The 20,102-nt window shown below is 59.2% G+C and carries 19 protein-coding genes; 4 read left to right on the top strand and 15 right to left on the bottom strand.

The genetic code is table 11. From position 1 onward, the window contains the following. Positions 1–95 precede the first annotated feature (95 nt). The gene (locus tag CKW09_RS24315) at positions 96–500 is read right to left on the bottom strand and encodes a hypothetical protein (protein ID WP_095099916.1); all 405 of its coding nucleotides are present in this window, start codon (positions 498–500) and stop codon (positions 96–98) included. A 563-nt stretch (positions 501–1,063) separates the two neighbouring features. Here CKW09_RS24315 and CKW09_RS24305 point away from each other — a divergent pair. From CKW09_RS24305 to CKW09_RS24295, 3 genes are all read left to right on the top strand, one after another. Next, positions 1,064–1,789 (top strand): 4'-phosphopantetheinyl transferase family protein, encoded by a 726-nt coding sequence (locus tag CKW09_RS24305; RefSeq protein ID WP_095099910.1) that lies wholly within the window; start codon positions 1,064–1,066, stop codon positions 1,787–1,789. Between the two features lie 171 nt (positions 1,790–1,960). Beyond that, entirely contained in the window at positions 1,961–2,527 is a 567-nt protein-coding gene (locus CKW09_RS24300) for an NADPH-dependent FMN reductase (protein ID WP_095099908.1), read from the top strand. 79 nt (positions 2,528–2,606) lie between these two features. Continuing rightward, positions 2,607–3,659 (top strand): hypothetical protein, encoded by a 1,053-nt coding sequence (locus CKW09_RS24295; protein WP_095099905.1) that lies wholly within the window; start codon positions 2,607–2,609, stop codon positions 3,657–3,659. 34 nt (positions 3,660–3,693) lie between these two features. Here the strand turns inward: CKW09_RS24295 and CKW09_RS24290 are convergent, their stop codons facing one another. Further along, entirely contained in the window at positions 3,694–5,031 is a 1,338-nt protein-coding gene (locus CKW09_RS24290; RefSeq protein WP_061797806.1) for an NCS2 family permease, read from the bottom strand. 326 nt (positions 5,032–5,357) lie between these two features. Here CKW09_RS24290 and yieH point away from each other — a divergent pair, with 326 nt between their 5' ends. Beyond that, positions 5,358–6,026 carry a 6-phosphogluconate phosphatase gene (gene yieH, locus CKW09_RS24285; RefSeq protein ID WP_095099902.1) on the top strand — a complete coding sequence of 223 codons (669 nt, stop codon included), beginning with the start codon at positions 5,358–5,360 and terminating at the stop codon, positions 6,024–6,026. On the opposite strand, the gene CKW09_RS24280 is transcribed toward yieH, so the two are convergent. From CKW09_RS24280 to atpG, 13 genes are all read right to left on the bottom strand, one after another. Beyond that, positions 6,023–6,763 carry an amino acid ABC transporter permease gene (locus CKW09_RS24280; protein WP_061800289.1) on the bottom strand — a complete coding sequence of 247 codons (741 nt, stop codon included), beginning with the start codon at positions 6,761–6,763 and terminating at the stop codon, positions 6,023–6,025. The two genes, yieH and CKW09_RS24280, sit on opposite strands and share 4 nt — an antisense overlap. 1 nt (position 6,764) lies before the next feature. Further along, positions 6,765–7,478, bottom strand: coding sequence for an amino acid ABC transporter permease (locus CKW09_RS24275; RefSeq protein ID WP_061800292.1), 714 nt, complete (start codon positions 7,476–7,478; stop codon positions 6,765–6,767). 78 nt (positions 7,479–7,556) lie between these two features. After that, on the bottom strand, positions 7,557–8,396 hold the full coding sequence (locus CKW09_RS24270) for an ABC transporter substrate-binding protein (protein WP_061800288.1): 840 nt from the start codon (positions 8,394–8,396) through the stop codon (positions 7,557–7,559). A 168-nt stretch (positions 8,397–8,564) separates the two neighbouring features. Next, positions 8,565–9,299, bottom strand: a complete 735-nt coding sequence (gene phoU, locus CKW09_RS24265; protein WP_061800286.1) for a phosphate signaling complex protein PhoU — start codon at positions 9,297–9,299, stop codon at positions 8,565–8,567. A gap of 11 nt (positions 9,300–9,310) precedes the next feature. Next, positions 9,311–10,081, bottom strand: a complete 771-nt coding sequence (pstB, locus tag CKW09_RS24260) for a phosphate ABC transporter ATP-binding protein PstB (RefSeq protein WP_370671129.1) — start codon at positions 10,079–10,081, stop codon at positions 9,311–9,313. A 54-nt stretch (positions 10,082–10,135) separates the two neighbouring features. After that, positions 10,136–11,026 carry a phosphate ABC transporter permease PstA gene (gene pstA, locus CKW09_RS24255; RefSeq protein ID WP_061800284.1) on the bottom strand — a complete coding sequence of 297 codons (891 nt, stop codon included), beginning with the start codon at positions 11,024–11,026 and terminating at the stop codon, positions 10,136–10,138. Between the two features lies 1 nt (position 11,027). Next, the gene (gene pstC / locus CKW09_RS24250; protein ID WP_061800282.1) at positions 11,028–11,984 is read right to left on the bottom strand and encodes a phosphate ABC transporter permease PstC; all 957 of its coding nucleotides are present in this window, start codon (positions 11,982–11,984) and stop codon (positions 11,028–11,030) included. Between the two features lie 96 nt (positions 11,985–12,080). Then, positions 12,081–13,121: a phosphate ABC transporter substrate-binding protein PstS gene (gene pstS, locus CKW09_RS24245; protein ID WP_061800281.1), complete on the bottom strand. Its 1,041-nt coding sequence runs from the start codon at positions 13,119–13,121 to the stop codon at positions 12,081–12,083. A 335-nt stretch (positions 13,122–13,456) separates the two neighbouring features. Then, the gene (glmS, locus tag CKW09_RS24240) at positions 13,457–15,286 is read right to left on the bottom strand and encodes a glutamine--fructose-6-phosphate transaminase (isomerizing) (protein ID WP_061800279.1); all 1,830 of its coding nucleotides are present in this window, start codon (positions 15,284–15,286) and stop codon (positions 13,457–13,459) included. Between the two features lie 292 nt (positions 15,287–15,578). Next, positions 15,579–16,949 carry a bifunctional UDP-N-acetylglucosamine diphosphorylase/glucosamine-1-phosphate N-acetyltransferase GlmU gene (gene glmU / locus CKW09_RS24230; protein WP_095099898.1) on the bottom strand — a complete coding sequence of 457 codons (1,371 nt, stop codon included), beginning with the start codon at positions 16,947–16,949 and terminating at the stop codon, positions 15,579–15,581. 294 nt (positions 16,950–17,243) lie between these two features. Then, positions 17,244–17,663, bottom strand: a complete 420-nt coding sequence (locus CKW09_RS24225) for a F0F1 ATP synthase subunit epsilon (RefSeq protein ID WP_004933814.1) — start codon at positions 17,661–17,663, stop codon at positions 17,244–17,246. Positions 17,664–17,683: 20 nt separating this feature from the next. Beyond that, positions 17,684–19,066, bottom strand: a complete 1,383-nt coding sequence (gene atpD / locus CKW09_RS24220; RefSeq protein WP_061800277.1) for a F0F1 ATP synthase subunit beta — start codon at positions 19,064–19,066, stop codon at positions 17,684–17,686. Positions 19,067–19,222: 156 nt separating this feature from the next. Further along, positions 19,223–20,086, bottom strand: a complete 864-nt coding sequence (gene atpG / locus CKW09_RS24215; RefSeq protein ID WP_061800276.1) for a F0F1 ATP synthase subunit gamma — start codon at positions 20,084–20,086, stop codon at positions 19,223–19,225. Positions 20,087–20,102: the final 16 nt, after the last annotated feature.

Genomic DNA, 20,102 nt, shown 5'->3' with positions numbered 1-20,102 from the left:
ATTAAGATAAATGATGATTTATTTTTTGGCTCAGATGCAATATTGGTGTCATGGTGGTATTTACTCGAGCGAGTAAAGGCAACAAGTGCAAACTTTTACCTGCCCAAGTACACCGCCGTAATCTGTGTCCTCTCGTGCCCCAGTTCCCGACGGATGGTTTGCCGCACCTGCATATCCAGCGCGCGCTGATCAGCAGTCAGTGACCGCGCCGTAGGCCCACCAGCAGCCGGCGCTTTCCAGCCCGTCAAGCGCAGCACGATAAGCGCACGCCAGGCTGTTTCGTAGCCAGCACGCTGTCCTAGCGGCGTGGTGGTGAGATAAGGCCGCAACTGCGCCAGACTGGCCAGCGCACTGCGACCATCGACAGCGCGCAGCATGCGCAGAACCTGCCATGCATTGCGCTCTACCGGGGTGAGGCAGGCATCAAGCAGCAACGCTAGTGGTGTGATGAACGGAACGACATGCGCCTGCGGGATGAAGTTGCTGTGATTGCCTGTCATGAGAGATTTCCTGGATATAGGCCACGACGGCCCGTCCTTTGAATCTCATCGCATGGGGCTCCACACTTCCTCGAACAATACGGTCTGCAATACCACCGGGTTGATCGAGAAAAATCGGGGTGAAATACGTAGTGTTCGGCAGAGGAATCAGGAGAGTTTGGCATCAACGATGCGTCATTGGCGCGTCTTGAGCGGCGTTGGCAACGGGGAACTTATCCACATCTCTCTATAGCCGCCAGATCGCGGGTCTTCCATTGTTATCCACAGCAGCATATGGAAGGCTGGACTCCAAAGTATGTCCAAGTTTATGTCCAAGCTTTTAAAATACTCACAAAAAAGTGCTTTATAATCAAATTTGTAGGTGGCTTTCTCCAGCTTCTGCATCGGTAAATAAACTTGATTTGCCCCCCCCGCCGTTGCGCGGGGGCATCTTCCGCTCATTATCTCCCAGAAGACTCAATAAATAGGATAAAACGCATACCGTTTTTTGATGATAAATCCTCGACTTAGGCTTAATCTAACCCTCCTGCGTTATCAGCGACCCCTCTGTCATGGAGTGAACAATGGCGTGTCATTTTGCCCGATGGAGCCCAGCCTCCACCGTTCTGGATACCCGGAGACTCTCCGCCGAGGTGATTGCCGCAACCGCCGCATTTTCCATTAAGCGCCGCCAGCGTTTCCTGCAGGGGCGCATTTTGCTCGCCGAGCTGATGTTCTATCTGTATGGGCTGCCCCTGCTGCCGCCCATCGCCACCACGCCGACCGGCCGTCCCTGTTTCGCCGATCACCATCTGCCGGATTTCAGCCTGGCCTATGCCGCCAATACCGTCGGCGTGCTGCTGAGCGCCGAAGGCAAGGTCGGGCTGGATATCGAGGTGATGCGCGCGCGCGGCGGGCGTCAGAATGCGCTGCAGCCCCCGCACCCAACGCCGGCGGAAACCGCCTGGATCGCCGCGCAGGACGATCGGCTGGAGGCGGAAACCCAGCTGTGGAGCATCCGTCAAAGCGTGTTGAAAATTTCCGGGCTGGGCAACAGCGGCCAGTCGACGCTGCGTTTGCACCCGTTCTCCGGCCATCTGCGCTCCAGCGCCACCCCCGAAGTGCAGGTGATGAGCGATGCCGATGAGTACCTGAGCTGGGCCTGCGCGCGCGCGCCGGGACTGGAACGGCTGGTGTGCTGGCAATACGAAGAGCCGCAGGGGCTGCAAAAGGACGGCGAGATCTCTGCGCGTTCTCCGGCCGAATCGACCCGCTTCGTCAGGCTGACCAGCCTGAACACCCCCGGCTGAAAGCGGCCGCGGCGCAGACACCAAGATAAAACTTTCTTTAACGGATTAATTTCTGAAGAAAATTGTAAAGTCAGCTAAATATTCAGCAATTGCCTATTCTCACCTGCCCGTTTGGCCTACTATTTGTCCACGTTAGCCGCTGAATCTGTTCATTCGAAAGGGAGAATCACCATGTCAGACCAAGCATTAAAAATCGTCACCCTGCTCGGCAGCCTGCGCAAAGGCTCTTACAACGCCATGGTGGCTCGCGCCCTGCCAGGGCTTGCGCCGCAAGGCGTCGCCATCGAAGCGCTGCCTTCCATCCGCGATATTCCGCTATACGACGCCGACCTGCAGCAGGAGGACGCTTTTCCCGCCGCGGTTGAAGCCATCGCCGAGCAAATCCGTCAGGCCGACGGCGTGATTATCGTCACCCCCGAATACAACTACTCGGTGCCGGGCGGGCTGAAGAATGCCATCGACTGGCTGTCGCGCTTGCCGAATCAGCCGCTGGCCGGCAAACCGGTCGCCATTCAAACCAGCTCCATGGGGCCGATCGGCGGCGCGCGCTGCCAGTATCACCTGCGTCAGATCCTGGTGTTCCTCGATGCGATGGTGATGAACAAGCCGGAGTTTATGGGCGGCGTCATCCAGAACAAGGTGGATGAGCAGGCCGGCGAGCTGATTGAACAAGGCACGCTGGATTTCCTGACCGGCCAGTTGTCCGCGTTCAGCGACTTTATTCGTCGCGTGGAGTGATCGCCCCTGCGGCGCCCGCTCAGGCGCCGCGGCAGGACAAGAAGTCCTTAAACTCATTAAAAATTAAAGCCATACCATTATGCATTTTTTTATTTTAGCCGTGCTTTTCGCTTTCATCACCAGACCCGCATTCGCCGCAGAGGTGCGCTATCCCGCCGGCGAAGAACCGATAGCATTGCCGGCGCACAGCCCGCTGAACGCCCAGCTGTCGCGCTCGGCGCAGAACCAGGATGATAAAAAGCTCGAGGCCATGTCGCTGTACCTGACGCTGATGCGCGAAGACGGCCGCAACGTCTGGGCGCCCTACCAGCTGGCGGCCTCTTCGGCGGAAAAAGGGCAAACCGAGCTGGCGGAGCGCTATCTGCAGCTCAGCGCCAACCGCGGGCTGTGGTATTACTACAATTTGCTGGAGGACGACGCTTTCAACAGCATCCAGCACAGCGCCACCTATCAGTCGATCCTCGCCGCCACCAAGGCGCGCTATCTGCAGCACGCCCGGCAGTTTGAAGGCAAGGCCAGCGTTGCCCTGCCTGACGGCGCGCCGCCGCCGGAAGGCTGGCCAACGGTGATCTTCCTGCATGCCTACGGCAAAGCCGCCGCCATCAGCCCGGAAGAGCGGCTGCTGTTCGGCGAAATGGGCGTGGCCTACATCGAGATTAACGGTACCCAGATGCTGTCGGAAAACAGCTTCCGCTGGTCGAACTACAGCGATGAAAGCACCCAGAGCGCCATCCAGCGCACGCTCCGGCAGTACGCCCCGCAGTTGAAGCTGAATACCCAGCGGGTTTATCTCAGCGCCCGCGGCCAGGGCGCGCTGCATGCCGCCAACCTGGTGGCGAAATACCCGCAGTTTTATGCCGGGGCGTTACTGATCGCCCCCAACGGCGACATCGAGCCGGCGCAGCAGTCGCTGGCGGCGCATAAAAGGATTGTGGTGACGTATTACGATCGGCAGAAATTCAGCGATCAGGCGCTGGCGCTGCATTTCGCCAATCTGTTCGGCGAGGAGAATCAGGTGCGAACGCTGCATTTCGCTCAGGGCGAGGATGTGGCCGGCAGCTGGCAGGCGCGGTTCAAACGGCCGCTGCAATGGGTGCTCAATCAGGCGCCGGACGCGACGCCGGGAGCGTAAATCAGCGGGGCCGGCACACGCGGCCCCGTTTGCATCAATGACCGTCGACGAAGGCAATCTTCAGCACAAACAGCAGCGCCACCACGATCACGCACGGGCCGATCTCGCGCCAGCGGCCGGTGCCGAGCTTCATCACGCAGTAAGAGATGAAGCCGAGCGCGATGCCTTCGGTAATCGAGAAGCTGAACGGCATCATCACCGCGGTGACGAACGCCGGCACCGCCTCGGTCAGGTCGTCCCACTTCACCCGCGCCAGGCTGGCGGTCATCAACACGCCCACGTAGATCAGCGCGCCGGCGGCGGCGTAAGCCGGCACCATGCCCGCCAGCGGCGAAAGGAAGATCACCAACAGGAACAGAATGCCGGTCACGACGGCGGTCAGGCCGGTACGGCCGCCGACGGCCACGCCGGACGAGCTTTCGATATAGGCGGTGACGGAAGAGGTGCCCGCCAGCGAACCGGCGACCGAGCTGATGCTGTCGACGTACAGCGCCTGCTTCATGCGCGGGAATTTGCCGCTCTCATCGGTCAATCCGGCCTTGTCGGTCACACCGATCAGCGTGCCGGAAGAGTCGAACAGGTTAACCAGCATGAAGGAGAAGATCACGCCGGCCAGGCCAAGGTTCAGCGCGCCGGTCAGATCGACCTGGCCCACCACCGAGGTGATGCTCGGCGGCATGGAGAACACGCCGCCGTATTTGACGTCGCCCAGCGCCCAGCCGATCAGGGTGGTCACCACGATGGATACCAGCACCGCCGCATGGAAGCTGCGTGAAGACAGCACCGCAATGATAAAGAAGCCGAGCGCCCCCAGCAGCACGTTGTGCGAGGTCAGGCTGCCGATGGTGACCAGCGTGTCCGGGTTGGCCACCACGATGCCGGCGTTTTTCAGCCCCATCATGCCGATAAACAGGCCGATGCCGCTGGTAATGCCGATCCTCAGGCTGACCGGGATGTTGGCGATCATCCAGTAACGAATGCGGAAAATGGTCAGCAGCAGCAGGCCGACGGCGCCCCAGAAGATAGCGCCCATGCCCACCTGCCAGGAAATGCCCATCGCCCCGACCACCACGAAGGCGAAGAAGGCGTTCAGACCCATCGCCGGCGCCAGCGCCACCGGCAGATTCGCCAGCAGCCCCATCAGAATGCTGCCGAAAGCGGCGATCAGGCAGGTGGTCACAAACACCGCCTGCGTATCCATGCCCGCCGCGCCCAGGATTTGGGGGTTAACGAACACGATATACACCATGGTCAGGAAGGTGGTGATACCGGCAATCGTTTCCGTACGCGCCGTGGTTCCATGCTGCTTGAGTTTGAACACGCGCCCAAGCAAACCTTGCTCTGCGGCAAGGCCAGATACTGGTTTGGTCATTATCAGAATTCCGAAGAGAGGAATGGACAGTCGCCGCTATCCCATACCCAAAATAATTTGGACTCGCATCACGACGGCAAGAACGCCCCCGGAAGCTTACACAAGTAAGTGACTGGGGTGAGCGCTCGCAGCCAACACAGATGCGGTTTCAAGTATGACGGGTATATAACAAAAAGTCAGGCTTTTGACGTCGCTCACAGGTTTTTTTCGCCGTCTTTACGGCCATAATCCCCAACTCATCGGCAAACCGGCATTAAGGGGTCGCAATCCTGGCCGATACGGTTAAAGTGAGGTATCTCCCCCTTTAACCCAGGACCCTTATCCCGATGGCTCAGATCGACTGCATTTTATTTGATTGCGACGGCACGCTGGTGGACAGCGAAGTGCTGTGCAGCAAGGCCTATGTGCACATGTTCGCCCACTATGGCATTCAGCTGTCGCTGGAAGAGGTGTTCAAAAAGTACAAAGGGGTGAAGCTGTACGAGATTATCGATCGGGTCAACGCCGAACACGGCGTCGCGCTGGCGAAAGAAGAGCTGGAGCCGCTGTACCGCCAGGAAGTGGCGCGGCTGTTCGACAGCGAGCTGCAGGAGATCCCCGGTGCGCGCAAGCTGCTGGCGCAGGTGACGGCGCCAATCTGCACCGTTTCCAACGGGCCGGTCGGCAAGATGCAGCACTCGCTCGGCCTGACCGACATGCTGCCCTATTTTGATGACCGGCTGTTCAGCGGCTATGACATCCAGCGCTGGAAACCGGATCCGGCCATCGTCTTTCACGCGGCGGAAAAGATGCGGGTGCCGGTGGAGCGCTGCATTCTGGTGGACGACTCCCCCGCCGGCGCCCAGGCCGGCATCGCCGCCGGCATCCCGGTGTTTTACTTCTGCGCCGATCCGCACAATCCGCCGATAGACCACCCGTTGGTGACCCCCTTCGACGATTTGAGCCAGCTGCCCGCGCTGTGGCGCGCACGCGGCTGGCAACTCACCCGCGATTAGCCGGCCGGCAGCGGCGGCTTGTTGCGCCACCAGCGCCAGGACCGCTTCAGCGCCCGGGTTTGCGCGCTGAAGCGGCGATTGACCGCGTTGGCCAGCAGGTCGAGCGCCAAACAGAAAATGAAGTATACCAGCGCGACGAACAGGAATACCTCCATCGGGTACACCATGCTGCGGTTGTTGACCTGCGTCGCCAGGAAGGTCAGCTCGCCGACGCCGACGATATAGGCCAGCGAGGTGTCCTTGATCAGGGAGATCCACTGGTTGATGAACGACGGCGCCATCATGCGCAGCGCCTGCGGCAGCACGATCATGCGCAGCGTTTGCCAACGGGTCAGCCCCAGCGACAACCCGGCCTGCCACTGCCCGGGGCCGATAGCGGCGATGCCGGCCTTCACCGCATGGGCCAGATAGGCCGAGGCGATCAGCGCCAGCGCGCACACCACGGTGGTAATTTCCGGGATGTCGACGCCAAATACGATGGGCAGCAGGAAATAGGTCCAGAAAATCAGCATGATCACCGGAATGGCGCGGAAAAAGCCCAGCGCCGCCGCCAGCAGCCCGGCCGCGACGCCGCGCGACATCGCCAACGCCACGCCGAGCAGCGTGCCGAGCATGGCCGAGGCCACGCCGGCCATCAGGCTGATCGCCAGCGTCAGCGCCGCGCCGCCCAACGGGCCGTCCGGCCAGGTGCCCCACAGCAGGTAGCCCAGGTTGTCGTAAATTACGCTGAAATCCATCTTAGTGCCCCCTCAGCGGCTTGCGCTGCTGGCGCCACATGCCCCAGCCTTCCAGCAGCGCGATGATGGCGATGTACAGCACCGTGGCGACGCCGAACGCCTGGAAGGTGCGCAGCGTTTCGGTTTCCACCTGTCGCGAAGCGTACGACAGCTCGGCGACGCCGATCGCCATGGTCAGCGACGAATTCTTTATCACGTTCATGTACTGCCCCAGCAGCGGCGGCAAGGCGATTTTCAACGCCTGCGGCAGCACCACGTAGCGCATCGCCTGCCAGCCGGTCAGCCCCAGCGCGTTGGCGGCGTATTTTTGCCCGCCGGCGACGCCGCGGATGCCGGAACGGATCTCTTCGGCGATAAAGGCGGTGGAATACAGCGTCAGGCCGAAGAAGCCGGCGAGAAACTCAAACGACGGCCACTCAAGCGGGCCGATGCGGTGCGAGGCGTTCAACCACTGCATGGCGCCGGCAGGCAGGATCTGCCCGGCGGCGAAGTACCAGAAAAACAGCTGCACCAGCAGCGGCGTATTGCGGAACAGCGAACTGTAGGCCACCGCCAGCCAGCGCAACGGGCGCAGGCTGCTGTCGCGCATCGCCGCCAGCAGGAAACCCAGCAGCGTAGCCGCCAGGCCCGCACAGGCGGAGAGCCACAGCGTCAGCAGAAACCCTTGCCACAGCCAGCTCAGGTATTGCGGCGCCAACAGCCAGTCCAGATTCATGGTCATTCCTTGTCTTGCAAAATGCGTCAGGGGCGCAGCAAGCTGCGCCCCTACTCTCGCCTATCAGCCTGCCGACAATCAGGCCTTCGGCTGTTGATCCAACGGCGCGATCTTGAAATCGCCGCGCGGCTGCGCCGACTTGGTGTCCGGCCCGAACCAGCGATCGTAAATTTTCACCGCTTCACCGTCTTTTTCCAGCTTGATCAACGTGTCGTTGATGGTGGCGGTCAGGCGATCCTCGCCTTTCGGGATCCCCACGCCCTGGTATTCTTTGGTGATGCTGAACGGCGAGATCTCGAAGTCCGCCTTCTGCGCCGCCGGCAGGTTGCCGAGCAGGCCCACCAGCTTGGCGTCGTCCTGGGTGATCGCCTGCACGTTGCCGTTGCGCAGCGCCACAAACGCCAGCGGGGTATCGTCGTAAGAGATCACCTTGGCCGTCGGGTAGTGTTCGCGCAGCGTGATCTCCTGCACCGTGCCCTTGTCCGCGCCGATGCGCAGCTTTTTGATGTCTTCCGGCGTTTTCAGCACGCCCTTGTGGGCGATAAATTTCTGGCCGGTGGCGAAATACGGCACGCTGAAGTTCACTTCCTTGGCGCGCTCGTCAGTAATGGTGAAGTTGGCGGCGATCAGATCGACCTTCTTCGACACCAGCAGCGGAATGCGGTTGGCCGGGTTGGTGGCGCGCAGCTCCACCTTCACGCCCAGCGCCTTGCCGATCGCCTCGGCGACGTCAACGTCGTAGCCCACCAGCTTTTTGCTTTGCGGATCGATATAGCCGAACGGCGGGTTGCTGTCGAACACCGCGATGCGCACCACGCCGGCTTGCTTGATATCGTCGAGTTTGTCCGCGTGCGCGGCGCCGGCGGCAAGGCCGGTCAGACTGGCTAACAGCGTTAAGGCCAAAGCGCGATGTTTCATAAACAGCTCCTAAGTGGTTGATGTCCTGCTGGCTGATAAGCTAGCAAGAGCCACATAGGTCAGGAAATAATATAAAAAGCTATATTTATAACCTTTATATCTTTAGGCGTTTCAGATGGAATAAAGGCGCAGAATACTGCGCCTTCAGAGGACAATGCCCGGGGGGAGTTACTCTTTTTCTTCGTTTTTGCCGTCGGCGGACAGCAGCTTTTCCAGCGCGTCGCCGCCGATATGGCGAAAATCCTGGCCTTTAACGAAGTAGAAGATAAATTCGCAGATATTCTGGCAGCGGTCGCCGATGCGTTCGATCGAACGGGCGCAGAACAGCGCGGTCAGCACGCTCGGAATGGTGCGCGAATCTTCCATCATGTAGGTCATCAGCTGACGCACGATGCCTTCATATTCCTGGTCGACCTTTTTATCTTCGCGATAAATACGGATCGCTTCATCCAGATCCATGCGCGCAAAGGCGTCCAGCACATCGTGCAGCATCTGCACGGTATGGCGGCCCAGCGATTCCAGGCTGACCAGCAGCGGCTGATGCTGGTGCGAGAACTTCTCCAGCGCGGTGCGGCAGATCTTGTCCGCCACGTCGCCGATGCGTTCCAGCTCGGAAATGGTTTTGATGATCGCCATCACCAGGCGCAGATCGCTGGCGGTGGGCTGGCGCTTGGCGATGATGCGCACGCAGGCTTCGTCGATCGCCACTTCCATCATGTTGACCTTGGCGTCGCCTTCGATCACGCGCTTGGCCAGCTCGCCGTCCTGATTGTGCATGGCGGTGATGGCGTCGGTCAGCTGTTGCTCCACCAGCCCGCCCATGGTCAGCACCTGGGTGCGGATATGCTCGAGCTCTGCGTTGAACTGGCCGGAAATGTGTTTATTTAAATTCAGGTTATCCATGATGCGTCCTATCAACCATAACGGCCAGTGATGTAGTCTTCAGTCTGCTTTTTCTGCGGCGCAGTGAACAGGTTATCAGTATCACTGAACTCGATCAGTTCGCCCAGATACATAAATGCGGTGGAGTCGGAGCAGCGCGCCGCCTGCTGCATATTGTGCGTCACGATCACCACGGTGTAATCGGACTTCAGCTCGCTGATCAGCTCTTCAATCTTACCGGTGGAGATCGGATCCAACGCCGAGCACGGCTCATCCAGCAGCAAGACATCCGGGCGGATGGCGATGCCGCGGGCGATGCACAGGCGCTGCTGCTGGCCGCCGGACAGGCTGTAGCCGCTCTGGTGCAGCTTGTCCTTGGTTTCGTTCCACAGCGCCGCCTTGGTCAGCGCCCACTGCACGCGCTCGTCCATGTCGGCGCGCGACAGCTTTTCGAACAGGCGAACGCCGAAGGCGATGTTGTCGTATATCGACATCGGGAACGGCGTCGGCTTCTGGAACACCATGCCGACCTTGGCGCGCAGCAGAGCGATGTCCTGGTTATCGGTCAGGATGTTCTGGCCGTCCAGCAGGATGCCGCCTTCCGCACGCTGCTCCGGGTACAGCTGATACATCTTGTTGAAGGTGCGCAGCAGGGTGGATTTGCCGCAGCCGGATGGGCCGATGAACGCGGTGACCTTGTTCTTGGCGATATCCAGCGTGATGTTCTTCAGCGCATGGAATTTGCCATAGTAGAAGTTCAGATCGCGTACCTGAATTTTGCTGCTGGAAGCGTCAGTAACCATACTCATCAAGACTTCTCTCTTTTCATCAGCGCCGCCAGGGCAGCGCTCAAAATTTTATGAATGCTTTTTCTTGGCGAAAACCACACGCGCCAGAATATTCAGTAACAGTACGCACAGGGTGATCAACAGCACCCCGGCCCAGGCCAGCTGCTGCCATTCGGCGAACGGGCTCATGGCGAATTTGAAAATGGTCACCGGCAGGTTGGCGATCGGCTGCATCAGGTCGGTGCTCCAGAACTGGTTCGACAACGAGGTGAACAGCAGCGGAGCGGTTTCCCCGGCGATACGCGCAATCGCCAGCAGCACGCCGGTGATAATGCCGGACACCGAAGCCTTCAGCGTGATGGCGGAAATCATGCGCCATTTCGGCGTGCCCAGCGCATAGGCCGCTTCGCGCAGCGTGTCCGGCACCAGCTTCAGCATGTTCTCGGTGGTACGGATGACGATCGGCACCTGCAGCAGCGCCAGCGCGATAATGCCGGCCCAGCCGGAGAAGTGCTCCATCTTCGCCACCACGATGGTGTAGACGAACAGCCCCACCACGATCGACGGCGCAGACAGCAGAATATCGTTGATAAAGCGGATAACCTCCGCCAGCCAGGATTTGCGGCCGTATTCCGCCAGGTAGATGCCGGCCATGATGCCCAGCGGCGTGCCGAATATCGTCGCCCACAGGATCAACAGCCCGCTGCCGGCGATGGCGTTGGCCAGGCCGCCGCCCGCGGTGTTCGGCGGCGGGGTCATTTCGGTGAACAGCGCCAGCGACATGCCGTCGACGCCCTTGGTGACGGTGGAGAACAGGATCCACACCAGCCAGAACAGGCCAAACACCATGGTCGCCATCGACAGGAACAGCGCCAGGCGGTTCTTCTGCCGGCGCCAGGCCTGCATTTTGCGGCGGCTTTCCGCCAGCGCTACGTTGTTTTGCATATCCATCGTCGTCACCTTAGCGGCCCTCGTTCTTGGCCAGACGCATGATCATCAATTTCGACAGCGCCAGGACGATAAAGGTAATCACAAACAGAATCAGGCCCAGCTCCATCAGCGCGGCGGTATGCACGCCCGATTCCGCTTCGGCGAATTCGTTGGCCAGCGCCGAAGTGATGCTGTTGCCCGGCATATACAGCGAAGCGCTGTCGAGCTGGTAGGTGTTGCCGATGATGAAGGTCACCGCCATGGTTTCACCCAGCGCGCGCCCCAGGCCCAGCATAACGCCGCCGATCACGCCGTTCTTGGTGAACGGCAGCACGATGCGCCAGATAACTTCCCAGGTGGTGCAGCCGATGCCGTAGGCCGATTCTTTCATCATCACCGGGGTTTGTTCGAACACGTCGCGCATTACCGCGGCGATGTAAGGGATGATCATGATGGCCAGGATCACCCCGGCGGCCAGAATGCCGATGCCGAAGGCCGGGCCGGAGAACAGCTCACCGACGATCGGAATGCCGGACAGCACCTCGCCGACCGGGGTCTGGAAATACTCGGCGAACAGCGGGGCGAACACGAACAGGCCCCACATGCCGTAAACGATGCTCGGGATCGCCGCCAGCAGCTCGATGGCGATGCCCAGCGGGCGCTTCAGCCAGTTTGGCGCCAGTTCGGTCAGGAACAGCGCGATGCCGAAGCTCACCGGCACGGCGATGATCAATGCAATCAGCGAGGTGACCACGGTGCCGTAGATAGGCACCAGCGCGCCGAACTGCTCGGCCGGCGCATCCCACTCTTTGGTCCACAGGAAGGCGAAGCCGAATTTCTGCATGCTCGGCCAGGAGGCGAAGATCAGCGAAACAATAATGCCGCCCAGCAACAATAGGGTAATCAGCGCAGCCAGTCGAACCAGCGCGCTGAAGATGACGTCACCATTTTTACTCGGTGCTTTAATGGTCGGCTTGTACTCAGCCATAGATTGCTCTCTGTTTTAACCCTGGCAGGCCCACCCAATACGGGCTGAACCCTGAAAAACTGAGTGGGGCGCGGCGTTACCCGCGCCCCTGCGTTGTTAGTACAGCGCTTTACCGGAACTGTCTTTTACGTTGGTTTTCCATGCCGCGCGCACCTGCTCAACCACTTCGTTCGGCAGAGAAGCGTAGTCCAGGTCGTTAGCCTGTTTGGCGCCGGTTTTGTACGCCCAGTCGAAGAATTTCAGCACTTCGGCGCCCTGAGCAGGGTTTTTCTGCTCTTTGTGCACCAGGATGAAGGTGGTGGAGGTGATAGGCCACGCGTCCTCACCTTTCTGGTTGGTCAGGTCCTGTGCGAAGGTCTTGCTCCAGTCCACGCCTTTGGCGGCGTTGCTGAAGCTCTCTTCGGTCGGGCTCACCGGCTTGCCGTCTGCGGAGATAAGCTTGGTGTAAGCCAGGTTGTTCTGCTTGGCGTAGGCGTACTCAACGTAGCCGATGGAGCCAGGCAGACGCTGTACGAAGGCGGCGATGCCGTCGTTGCCCTTGCCGCCCAGGCCGGTTGGCCAGTTAACGGTAGAACCGGCGCCGATTTTCTCTTTCCACTGCGCGTTGGCCTTGGCCAGGTAGCTGGTGAACACGAACGAGGTGCCTGAGCCGTCAGCACGGCGCACCACGGCGATATTTTGATCCGGTAGCTTCACGCCCGGGTTCAGCTTGGCGATTGCCGGGTCATTCCATTTCTTCACGTTGCCCAGGTAGATATCGCCCAGGGTTTGGCCGTCCAGCGTCAGTTCGCCGGATTTGATGCCCGGTATATTGACCGCCAGCACCACGCCGCCGATCACGGTCGGGAACTGGAACAGGCCGTCAGCCGCCAGCTTGTCGTCGGACAGCGGGGCGTCGGAGGCGCCAAAGTCAACGGTATTGGCCACGATCTGCTTCACGCCGCCAGAGGAACCGATCCCCTGATAGTTAACTTTGTTGCCGGTTTCTTTCTGATAAGAATCTGCCCACTTGGCGTAAACCGGAGCGGGGAATGTCGCACCTGCACCGGTCAGGCTGGCAGCAGCGAACGCGGACACGGCGGTCAGGGAGAAAGTCGCTGCCACAATACTGGCGACGGTGGTACGCATCAGTTTCATAATCCCTCCTAATGGGATATTTAAAATCGACTTCGAGTCGTTTTAATCAGAGTAAGTATTGCTGCAGGAGGGAAAATAGGACAGTTTGGTGACAGAAAAATGTACGCAATATGACAGTTATATTACACCCGATAAAAACAGGCTAACTCACCATAAAAATCAGCCAGTTAAATATAAAACACCTCAATTATCAATCAATAAAAAAACCGTTTTCACCCTATCTATCCGCTTGAATATGACAACTTTTATTCAAAATGTCGCTTCGGTGTCATGGTGGTTGCCGCCATGAAAAAAGCCGGCGCAGCGGCCGGCTTTTCGATGATGCCTGAGAAAAATTACTCTACGGTGACAGACTTCGCCAGGTTGCGCGGCTGGTCAACGTCGGTGCCTTTGATCAGCGCCACGTGGTAAGACAGCAGCTGCAACGGCACGGTGTAGAAGATTGGTGCCACGATTTCTTCGACGTGCGGCAGAGGGATGATGGTCATGCCTTCGCTGCTGACGAAGCCGGCGTCCTGATCGGCGAACACGTACAGCTGGCCGCCGCGCGCGCGCACTTCTTCAATGTTGGATTTCAGCTTTTCCAACAGCTCGTTGTTCGGCGCCACCACGATCACCGGCATATCGGCGTCGATCAGCGCCAGCGGGCCATGCTTCAGCTCGCCCGCCGCATAGGCTTCGGCGTGAATGTAGGAGATCTCTTTCAGCTTCAGCGCCCCTTCCATGGCGATCGGGTACTGATCGCCGCGGCCGAGGAACAGCGCGTGGTGCTTGTCGGAGAAACCTTCCGCCAGCGCCTCGATGTTTTTGTCCATCGACAGCATCTGCTCGATGCGCGCCGGCAACGCCTGCAGCGCATGCACGATGTCATGCTCGACGCTTTCCGCCATGCCCTTCAGGCGGCCGAGGCGCGCCACCAGCATCAGCAATACCGCCAGCTGGGTGGTGAAGGCCTTGGTGGAGGCCACGCCGATTTCGGTGCCGGCCCGGGTCATCAGCGCCAGATCGGATTCGCGCACCAGCGAAGAACCGGCCACGTTGCACACCGCCAGCGACCCCAGATAGCCCAGCTCTTTGGACAGGCGCAGCGCCGCCAGGGTATCGGCGGTTTCACCGGATTGGGACAGGGTGATGATCAGGCTGCCCGGGCGCACCGCCGATTTGCGGTAGCGGAATTCGGAGGCGATTTCGACGTCGCACGGTACGCCGGCCAGCGCTTCGAACCAGTAACGCGCCACCATGCCGGAGTGGTAGGAAGTGCCGCAGGCGATAATCTGCACGTGCTGTACCTTCGCCAGCAGTTCGTCGGCGCGCGGGCCCAGCTCGCTCAGGTTGATTTGCCCCTGGCTGAAACGCCCTTCCAGGGTGTTTTTCAGCGCCAGCGGCTGTTCGTAGATCTCTTTTTGCATGTAGTGGCGGTAAGCGCCCTTGTCGCCGGCGTCGTACTGCACCTGAGATTCGATTTCAGGGCGCTCGATGGCGTTGCCCTGCTTGTCGAAAATGCTGACGGTGCGGCGGGTCACTTCCACCACGTCGCCTTCTTCCAGGAAGATAAAGCGACGGGTTACCGGCAGCAGCGCCAGCTGATCGGAAGCGATGAAGTTTTCGCCGACGCCGCGGCCAATCACCAGCGGGCTGCCGGAACGCGCAGCCACCAGCACGCTGGGATCGCGGCTATCCATCACCACGGTGCCATAGGCGCCGCGCAGCTGCGGGATCACGCGCTGGACCACTTCCAGCAGCGTGCCGCCCTGCTTTTGCTCCCAGTGCACCAGGTGGGCAATCACCTCGGTGTCGGTTTCCGAGCTGAAACGATAACCGCGTTCGATCAGCAGTTCACGCAGCGGTTCGTGGTTTTCGATAATGCCGTTATGCACCACGGTAATGTAATCGGAAACATGCGGGTGCGCGTTCGCTTCGGTCGGTTCGCCGTGGGTCGCCCAGCGGGTATGAGCGATACCGGTGCCGCCGTGCAGTTCATGCTGCTCTGCGGCTTCGGAAAGCGCATTCACCTTGCCTACGCGGCGCAGGCGGCTGACGTTGCCTTCGGCATCAACCACCGCCAAACCGGCGGAGTCGTAACCGCGGTACTCGAGACGGCGTAAACCTTCCAACAGGATTTCTGCAATATCACGTTGCGCTACTGCGCCTACAATTCCACACATCAGTTGTATTCCTAATTAAACGCCCTTTAAGGACGCTTTCGATGTCTTGACCTGATTTTCGCCGGTTTTTACCGTGCGGCCCCGAGCCTGTAGATGGTGGGGATTATTATGTTTTGTATTGGGCTCTGCATTGGAGCGCAATATAAAACATACTCTTTATACTACCGCCCAATAGATTTCGGGCTGCAGCTAGGCGGCAAATGCCAGAATCCCCAGGAGCTTACTCAAGTAAGTGACTGGGGTTCCGGCATGAAGCCAACAACGCTGCGGTTCGAAATATGAAGGGCTTCCCCTATTTCTTCTTCAGCGGACGTTGCCAGCCCTGAATATGCACCTGCTTGACGCGGCTCAGCACCAGCTCATCGTCGCCGATATCGCGCGTCACCGTGGTGCCGGCGGCGATGGTGGAGCCTTTGCCGACCGATACCGGCGCCACCAGCTGGGTATCGGAGCCGACGAACACGCCGTCGCCGATGATGGTCTTGTGCTTATTGGCGCCATCGTAGTTGCAGGTGATGGTGCCGGCGCCGATATTCACGTCGTCGCCAATCTCGGCGTCGCCCAGATAGCTCAGGTGGCCGGCTTTCGAGCCTTTGCCGAGGCGCGCCTTTTTCATTTCCACGAAGTTGCCGACGTGGGCGCCGGCCGCCAGTTCGGCGCCGGGACGCAGGCGAGCGAAAGGCCCGACGGTGCAGTCGGCTTCCAGCACCGCGTCTTCCAGCACGCTGTACGGGCTGATCTCGCAGCCGTCGCCGATCGCGCAGTTTTTCAGTACGCAACCCGCGCCGATTTTCACCCGGTCGCCCAGCGTGACGCGGCCTTCGATAATCACGTTGGCGTCGATAGAAACGTCGCGGCCGTGGACAAGTTCACCGCGCAGATCGAAGCGCGCCGGATCCAGCAGCATAACGCCGGCCAGCAGCAGCTTTTCAGACTGTTCCGACTGATACACCCGCTCAAGCCGCGCCAGCTGCAGGCGATTGTTGACGCCTTCCACTTCGCTCAGACGCGCCGGATGCACCGCCTCGATCTTTTTGCCGTCGGCATGGGCCAGAGCGATGATATCCGTGATGTAGTACTCGCCCTGCGCGTTGTCGTTGCTCAGCATCCCCAGCCAGCGTTTAAGGTCACGCCCGTTGGCCACCAGGATGCCGGTGTTGATTTCGTTGATCTGGCGCTGCGCTTCGCCGGCGTCCTTATGCTCCACGATGCCCACCACCTCGCCGTTTTCACGCACGATGCGGCCGTAGCCGGTTGGGTCGTCCAGCTTCACCGTCAGCAGGCCGATGCCGCCCTGCGGCTTGGCCGCCAGCAGGCGCGTGAGCGTGTCGACAGAGATCAGCGGCACGTCGCCGTACAGCATCAGCACGTCTTCGTCGTCGGCGAAGTGCGGCGCGGCCTGCTGCATGGCATGGCCGGTGCCCAGCTGTTCCGCCTGCAGCACCCAGTTCAGGGCGCCGTCGGACAGGGTGCTTTTCAGCAGGTCGCCGCCGTGGCCATACACCAGATGGACGTTTTGCGCGCCCAGTTTCATCGCGGCATCAATGACGTGCTGCACCATTGGCTTGCCCGCCAGCGGATGCAACACCTTGGGAAGATCGGAATACATGCGTGTTCCCTTGCCCGCGGCGAGGATCACCACACTCATTGCGCTGTTCGACATAAGCAACCTGATAACTCCATTTTGATAGACGAAAGTAAAACCGTTTAGTGACTAAATTACTACATATTTCTCTGCACGAACCGGGCTCAGGCCGCGCGAGCCTTGGCTTGTCGCCGACCCGGTTAATTCTGCGCCGGGATGAAAAAACTGTCGGCGATCGGCGACGTTTCCCTCAGGGTATTGGCGGTTATACACCACAATGGTCGCCGGGCCGAAACGGTTATTTTAAAGCAAAAAAAAAGCGACCCTATAGGCCGCTTTCTTAAATTTGGGTGCACGTTGAGCACCCAAACCTTACATCGCTTTTCTGGTGAGCTCGATAACGCGAAGTTTTGCGATCGCTTTCGCCAGTTCAGCGGATGCCTGAGCATAGTCGACATCGCCATGAGAGCTGCGAATGTGTTCCTCAGCTTTACGCTTAGCTTCCAGCGCTCTCGCTTCGTCGAGGTCAGTTCCACGGATAGCAGTGTCCGCCAGCACGGTAACCACGCTCGGCTGTACCTCAAGGATACCGCCGGACAGGTAGATGAACTCTTCTTCACCGTGCTGTTTAACAATACGCACCATGCCAGGCTTGATGGCAGTCAGCAGCGGCGCATGGCCAGGGAAGATCCCCAGTTCACCTTCGCTGCCTGTCACCTGGATCTTCTGCACCAGGCCGGAAAACATCTGCTTTTCCGCGCTGACGACATCCAGATGGTAAGTCATAGCCATATCACCCTCCTCTCAAGGCGTTACAGTTTCTTGGCTTTTTCCACTGCTTCTTCAATGGCGCCAACCATGTAGAACGCCTGTTCTGGCAGGTGGTCGTAGTCGCCGTCCATAATGCCTTTGAAACCACGAATGGTGTCTTTCAGCGATACGAACTTGCCCGGAGAACCGGTGAAGACTTCTGCCACGAAGAACGGCTGAGACAGGAAGCGTTGGATTTTACGCGCACGGGATACAACCAGCTTGTCTTCTTCAGACAGCTCGTCCATACCCAGGATGGCGATGATATCTTTCAGCTCCTGGTAGCGTTGCAGAATGGACTGCACGCCACGCGCTACGTCGTAGTGTTCCTGGCCAACCACCAGCGGATCCAGCTGACGGCTGGTGGAATCCAGCGGGTCAACGGCCGGGTAGATACCCAGGGAAGCGATGTTACGGCTCAGTACCACGGTTGCGTCCAAGTGCGCAAAGGTGGTGGCTGGCGACGGGTCGGTCAAGTCATCCGCAGGAACGTAAACGGCCTGTACGGAGGTGATGGAACCGGTCTTGGTCGAGGTGATACGTTCTTGCAGAACGCCCATCTCTTCCGCCAGCGTTGGCTGATAACCTACCGCGGATGGCATACGGCCCAGAAGTGCGGACACTTCGGTACCGGCCAGGGTGTAACGGTAAATGTTGTCAACGAACAGCAGAACGTCGCGGCCTTCGTCACGGAATTTCTCCGCCATGGTCAGGCCGGTCAATGCAACGCGCAGACGGTTACCCGGCGGCTCGTTCATCTGGCCGTAAACCAGGGATACTTTGTCCAGAACGTTGGAGTCGTTCATTTCGTGGTAGAAGTCGTTACCCTCACGAGTACGCTCGCCCACGCCCGCAAACACGGAATAACCGGAGTGCTCGATCGCGATGTTACGGATCAGCTCCATCATGTTTACGGTTTTGCCCACGCCCGCACCACCGAACAGACCGACTTTACCGCCCTTGGCGAACGGACAAATCAGGTCCATTACCTTGATACCGGTTTCCAGCAGGTCCTGGGAGTTGGACAGCTCTTCGTAGCTTGGCGCAGGACGGTGAATCGCCCAACGCTCTTCTTCGCCGATCTCGCCTTTCATGTCGATTGGTTCGCCCAATACGTTCATGATACGGCCCAGGGTAGCTTTACCCACCGGCACTTCAATCGGGTGTTCCAGGTTGTTCACTTTCAGACCGCGACGCAGACCGTCAGAGGTCCCCATTGCGATACAGCGAACGACGCCACCGCCCAGCTGCTGCTGAACTTCCAGCACCAGTTTCTCGGTACCGTTTTCTACCTCAAGGGCATCGTACACTTTTGGTACGGCATCCTGAGGGAACTCGACGTCCACCACGGCGCCGATTACCTGGATAATCTTTCCAGTAGCCATCTTGAATCCTCTACGTAATTCGTTTACCCGTCATATTTCAAACTGCAGGCGCGTTGGCTGCCTTCTCTCACCCCGGTTGCTTACTCCGGTAAGCGCCAGGGGATTCGCTCAGTTGCCGCCTTCCCGCAATCTGAACTATTTGGGGTAATAACCTGGTTAAACCGCGGAGGCTCCCGAAACGATCTCGGTGAGTTCCTGAGTGATGCTGGCCTGACGAGCCTTGTTGTAAACCAACTGCAGCTCTTTGATCAGGCTACCGCCGTTATCGGTTGCGGCTTTCATCGCGACCATTCGTGCGGCCTGCTCGCTGGCCAGGTTTTCCACGACGCCCTGATAAACCTGCGACTCCACATAACGGCGCAGCAAGGTATCAAGCAGCACTTTTGGATCGGGTTCATACAGGTAATCCCAAGGCGTTTTCTTCAGCTCTTCGTCATCGGCTGGCGGTAACGGCAGCAGCTGAATGACCTGCGGCTCCTGGGACATCGTATTGACAAATTTGTTGCTGACAATGTACAGCTTGTCCAAACGACCTTCGTCGTAGGCCTGCAGCATCACTTTCACCGGCCCGATCAGATCCGACAGGGAAGGTTTGTCCCCCATGCCGGTCACCTGGGCAACCACGTTGCCGCCCACGGAACCAAAGAAAGAGGCCGCTTTAGAGCCAATCAGCGCCAAATCAGTTTCAACGCCTTTTTCGGACCAGCCTTTCATCTCCGCCAGCAGCTTTTTGAACAGGTTGATGTTCAAGCCGCCGCAGAGACCACGGTCAGTAGACACCACCAGATACCCGACGCGCTTAACGTCACGCTCATCCAGGTACGGGTGCTTGTACTCCAGATTCCCTAACGCAAGGTGACCAATCACTTTGCGCATGGTCTCTGCATAAGGACGGCTGGCCGCCATGCGTTCCTGCGATTTACGCATTTTGGAGGCGGCGACCATTTCCATCGCTTTAGTGATCTTTTGCGTGTTTTGCACGCTAGCGATCTTACTACGTATCTCTTTTGCGCCGGCCATCTCTGCTTCTCCTCAG

The sequence above is a fragment of the Serratia ficaria genome, assembly GCF_900187015.1.
Taxonomy (GTDB): Bacteria; Pseudomonadota; Gammaproteobacteria; order Enterobacterales; family Enterobacteriaceae; genus Serratia; species Serratia ficaria.
Note: the sequence above shows the minus strand (reverse complement) of the source record. Positions and strands in the feature narration are given on the sequence as shown.

Bases quoted from the DNA above. Each gene is read 5' to 3' on its own strand.
- CKW09_RS24270 (WP_061800288.1), bottom strand. From the start codon at position 8,396: ATGAAACATCGCGCTTTGGCCTTAACGCTGTTAGCCAGTCTGACCGGC.
- phoU (WP_061800286.1), bottom strand. From the start codon at position 9,299: ATGGATAACCTGAATTTAAATAAACACATTTCCGGCCAGTTCAACGCA.
- CKW09_RS24280 (WP_061800289.1), bottom strand. From the start codon at position 6,763: ATGGATTTCAGCGTAATTTACGACAACCTGGGCTACCTGCTGTGGGGC.
- glmU (WP_095099898.1), bottom strand. From the start codon at position 16,949: ATGTCGAACAGCGCAATGAGTGTGGTGATCCTCGCCGCGGGCAAGGGA.
- CKW09_RS24300 (WP_095099908.1), top strand. From the start codon at position 1,961: ATGTCAGACCAAGCATTAAAAATCGTCACCCTGCTCGGCAGCCTGCGC.
- pstS (WP_061800281.1), bottom strand. From the start codon at position 13,121: ATGAAACTGATGCGTACCACCGTCGCCAGTATTGTGGCAGCGACTTTC.
- CKW09_RS24290 (WP_061797806.1), bottom strand. From the start codon at position 5,031: ATGACCAAACCAGTATCTGGCCTTGCCGCAGAGCAAGGTTTGCTTGGG.
- CKW09_RS24295 (WP_095099905.1), top strand. From the start codon at position 2,607: ATGCATTTTTTTATTTTAGCCGTGCTTTTCGCTTTCATCACCAGACCC.
- atpG (WP_061800276.1), bottom strand. From the start codon at position 20,086: ATGGCCGGCGCAAAAGAGATACGTAGTAAGATCGCTAGCGTGCAAAAC.
- pstB (WP_370671129.1), bottom strand. From the start codon at position 10,081: ATGGTTACTGACGCTTCCAGCAGCAAAATTCAGGTACGCGATCTGAAC.
- CKW09_RS24305 (WP_095099910.1), top strand. From the start codon at position 1,064: ATGGCGTGTCATTTTGCCCGATGGAGCCCAGCCTCCACCGTTCTGGAT.
- pstC (WP_061800282.1), bottom strand. From the start codon at position 11,984: ATGGCTGAGTACAAGCCGACCATTAAAGCACCGAGTAAAAATGGTGAC.
- CKW09_RS24275 (WP_061800292.1), bottom strand. From the start codon at position 7,478: ATGAATCTGGACTGGCTGTTGGCGCCGCAATACCTGAGCTGGCTGTGG.
- CKW09_RS24315 (WP_095099916.1), bottom strand. From the start codon at position 500: ATGACAGGCAATCACAGCAACTTCATCCCGCAGGCGCATGTCGTTCCG.
- yieH (WP_095099902.1), top strand. From the start codon at position 5,358: ATGGCTCAGATCGACTGCATTTTATTTGATTGCGACGGCACGCTGGTG.
- glmS (WP_061800279.1), bottom strand. From the start codon at position 15,286: ATGTGTGGAATTGTAGGCGCAGTAGCGCAACGTGATATTGCAGAAATC.
- atpD (WP_061800277.1), bottom strand. From the start codon at position 19,066: ATGGCTACTGGAAAGATTATCCAGGTAATCGGCGCCGTGGTGGACGTC.
- CKW09_RS24225 (WP_004933814.1), bottom strand. From the start codon at position 17,663: ATGGCTATGACTTACCATCTGGATGTCGTCAGCGCGGAAAAGCAGATG.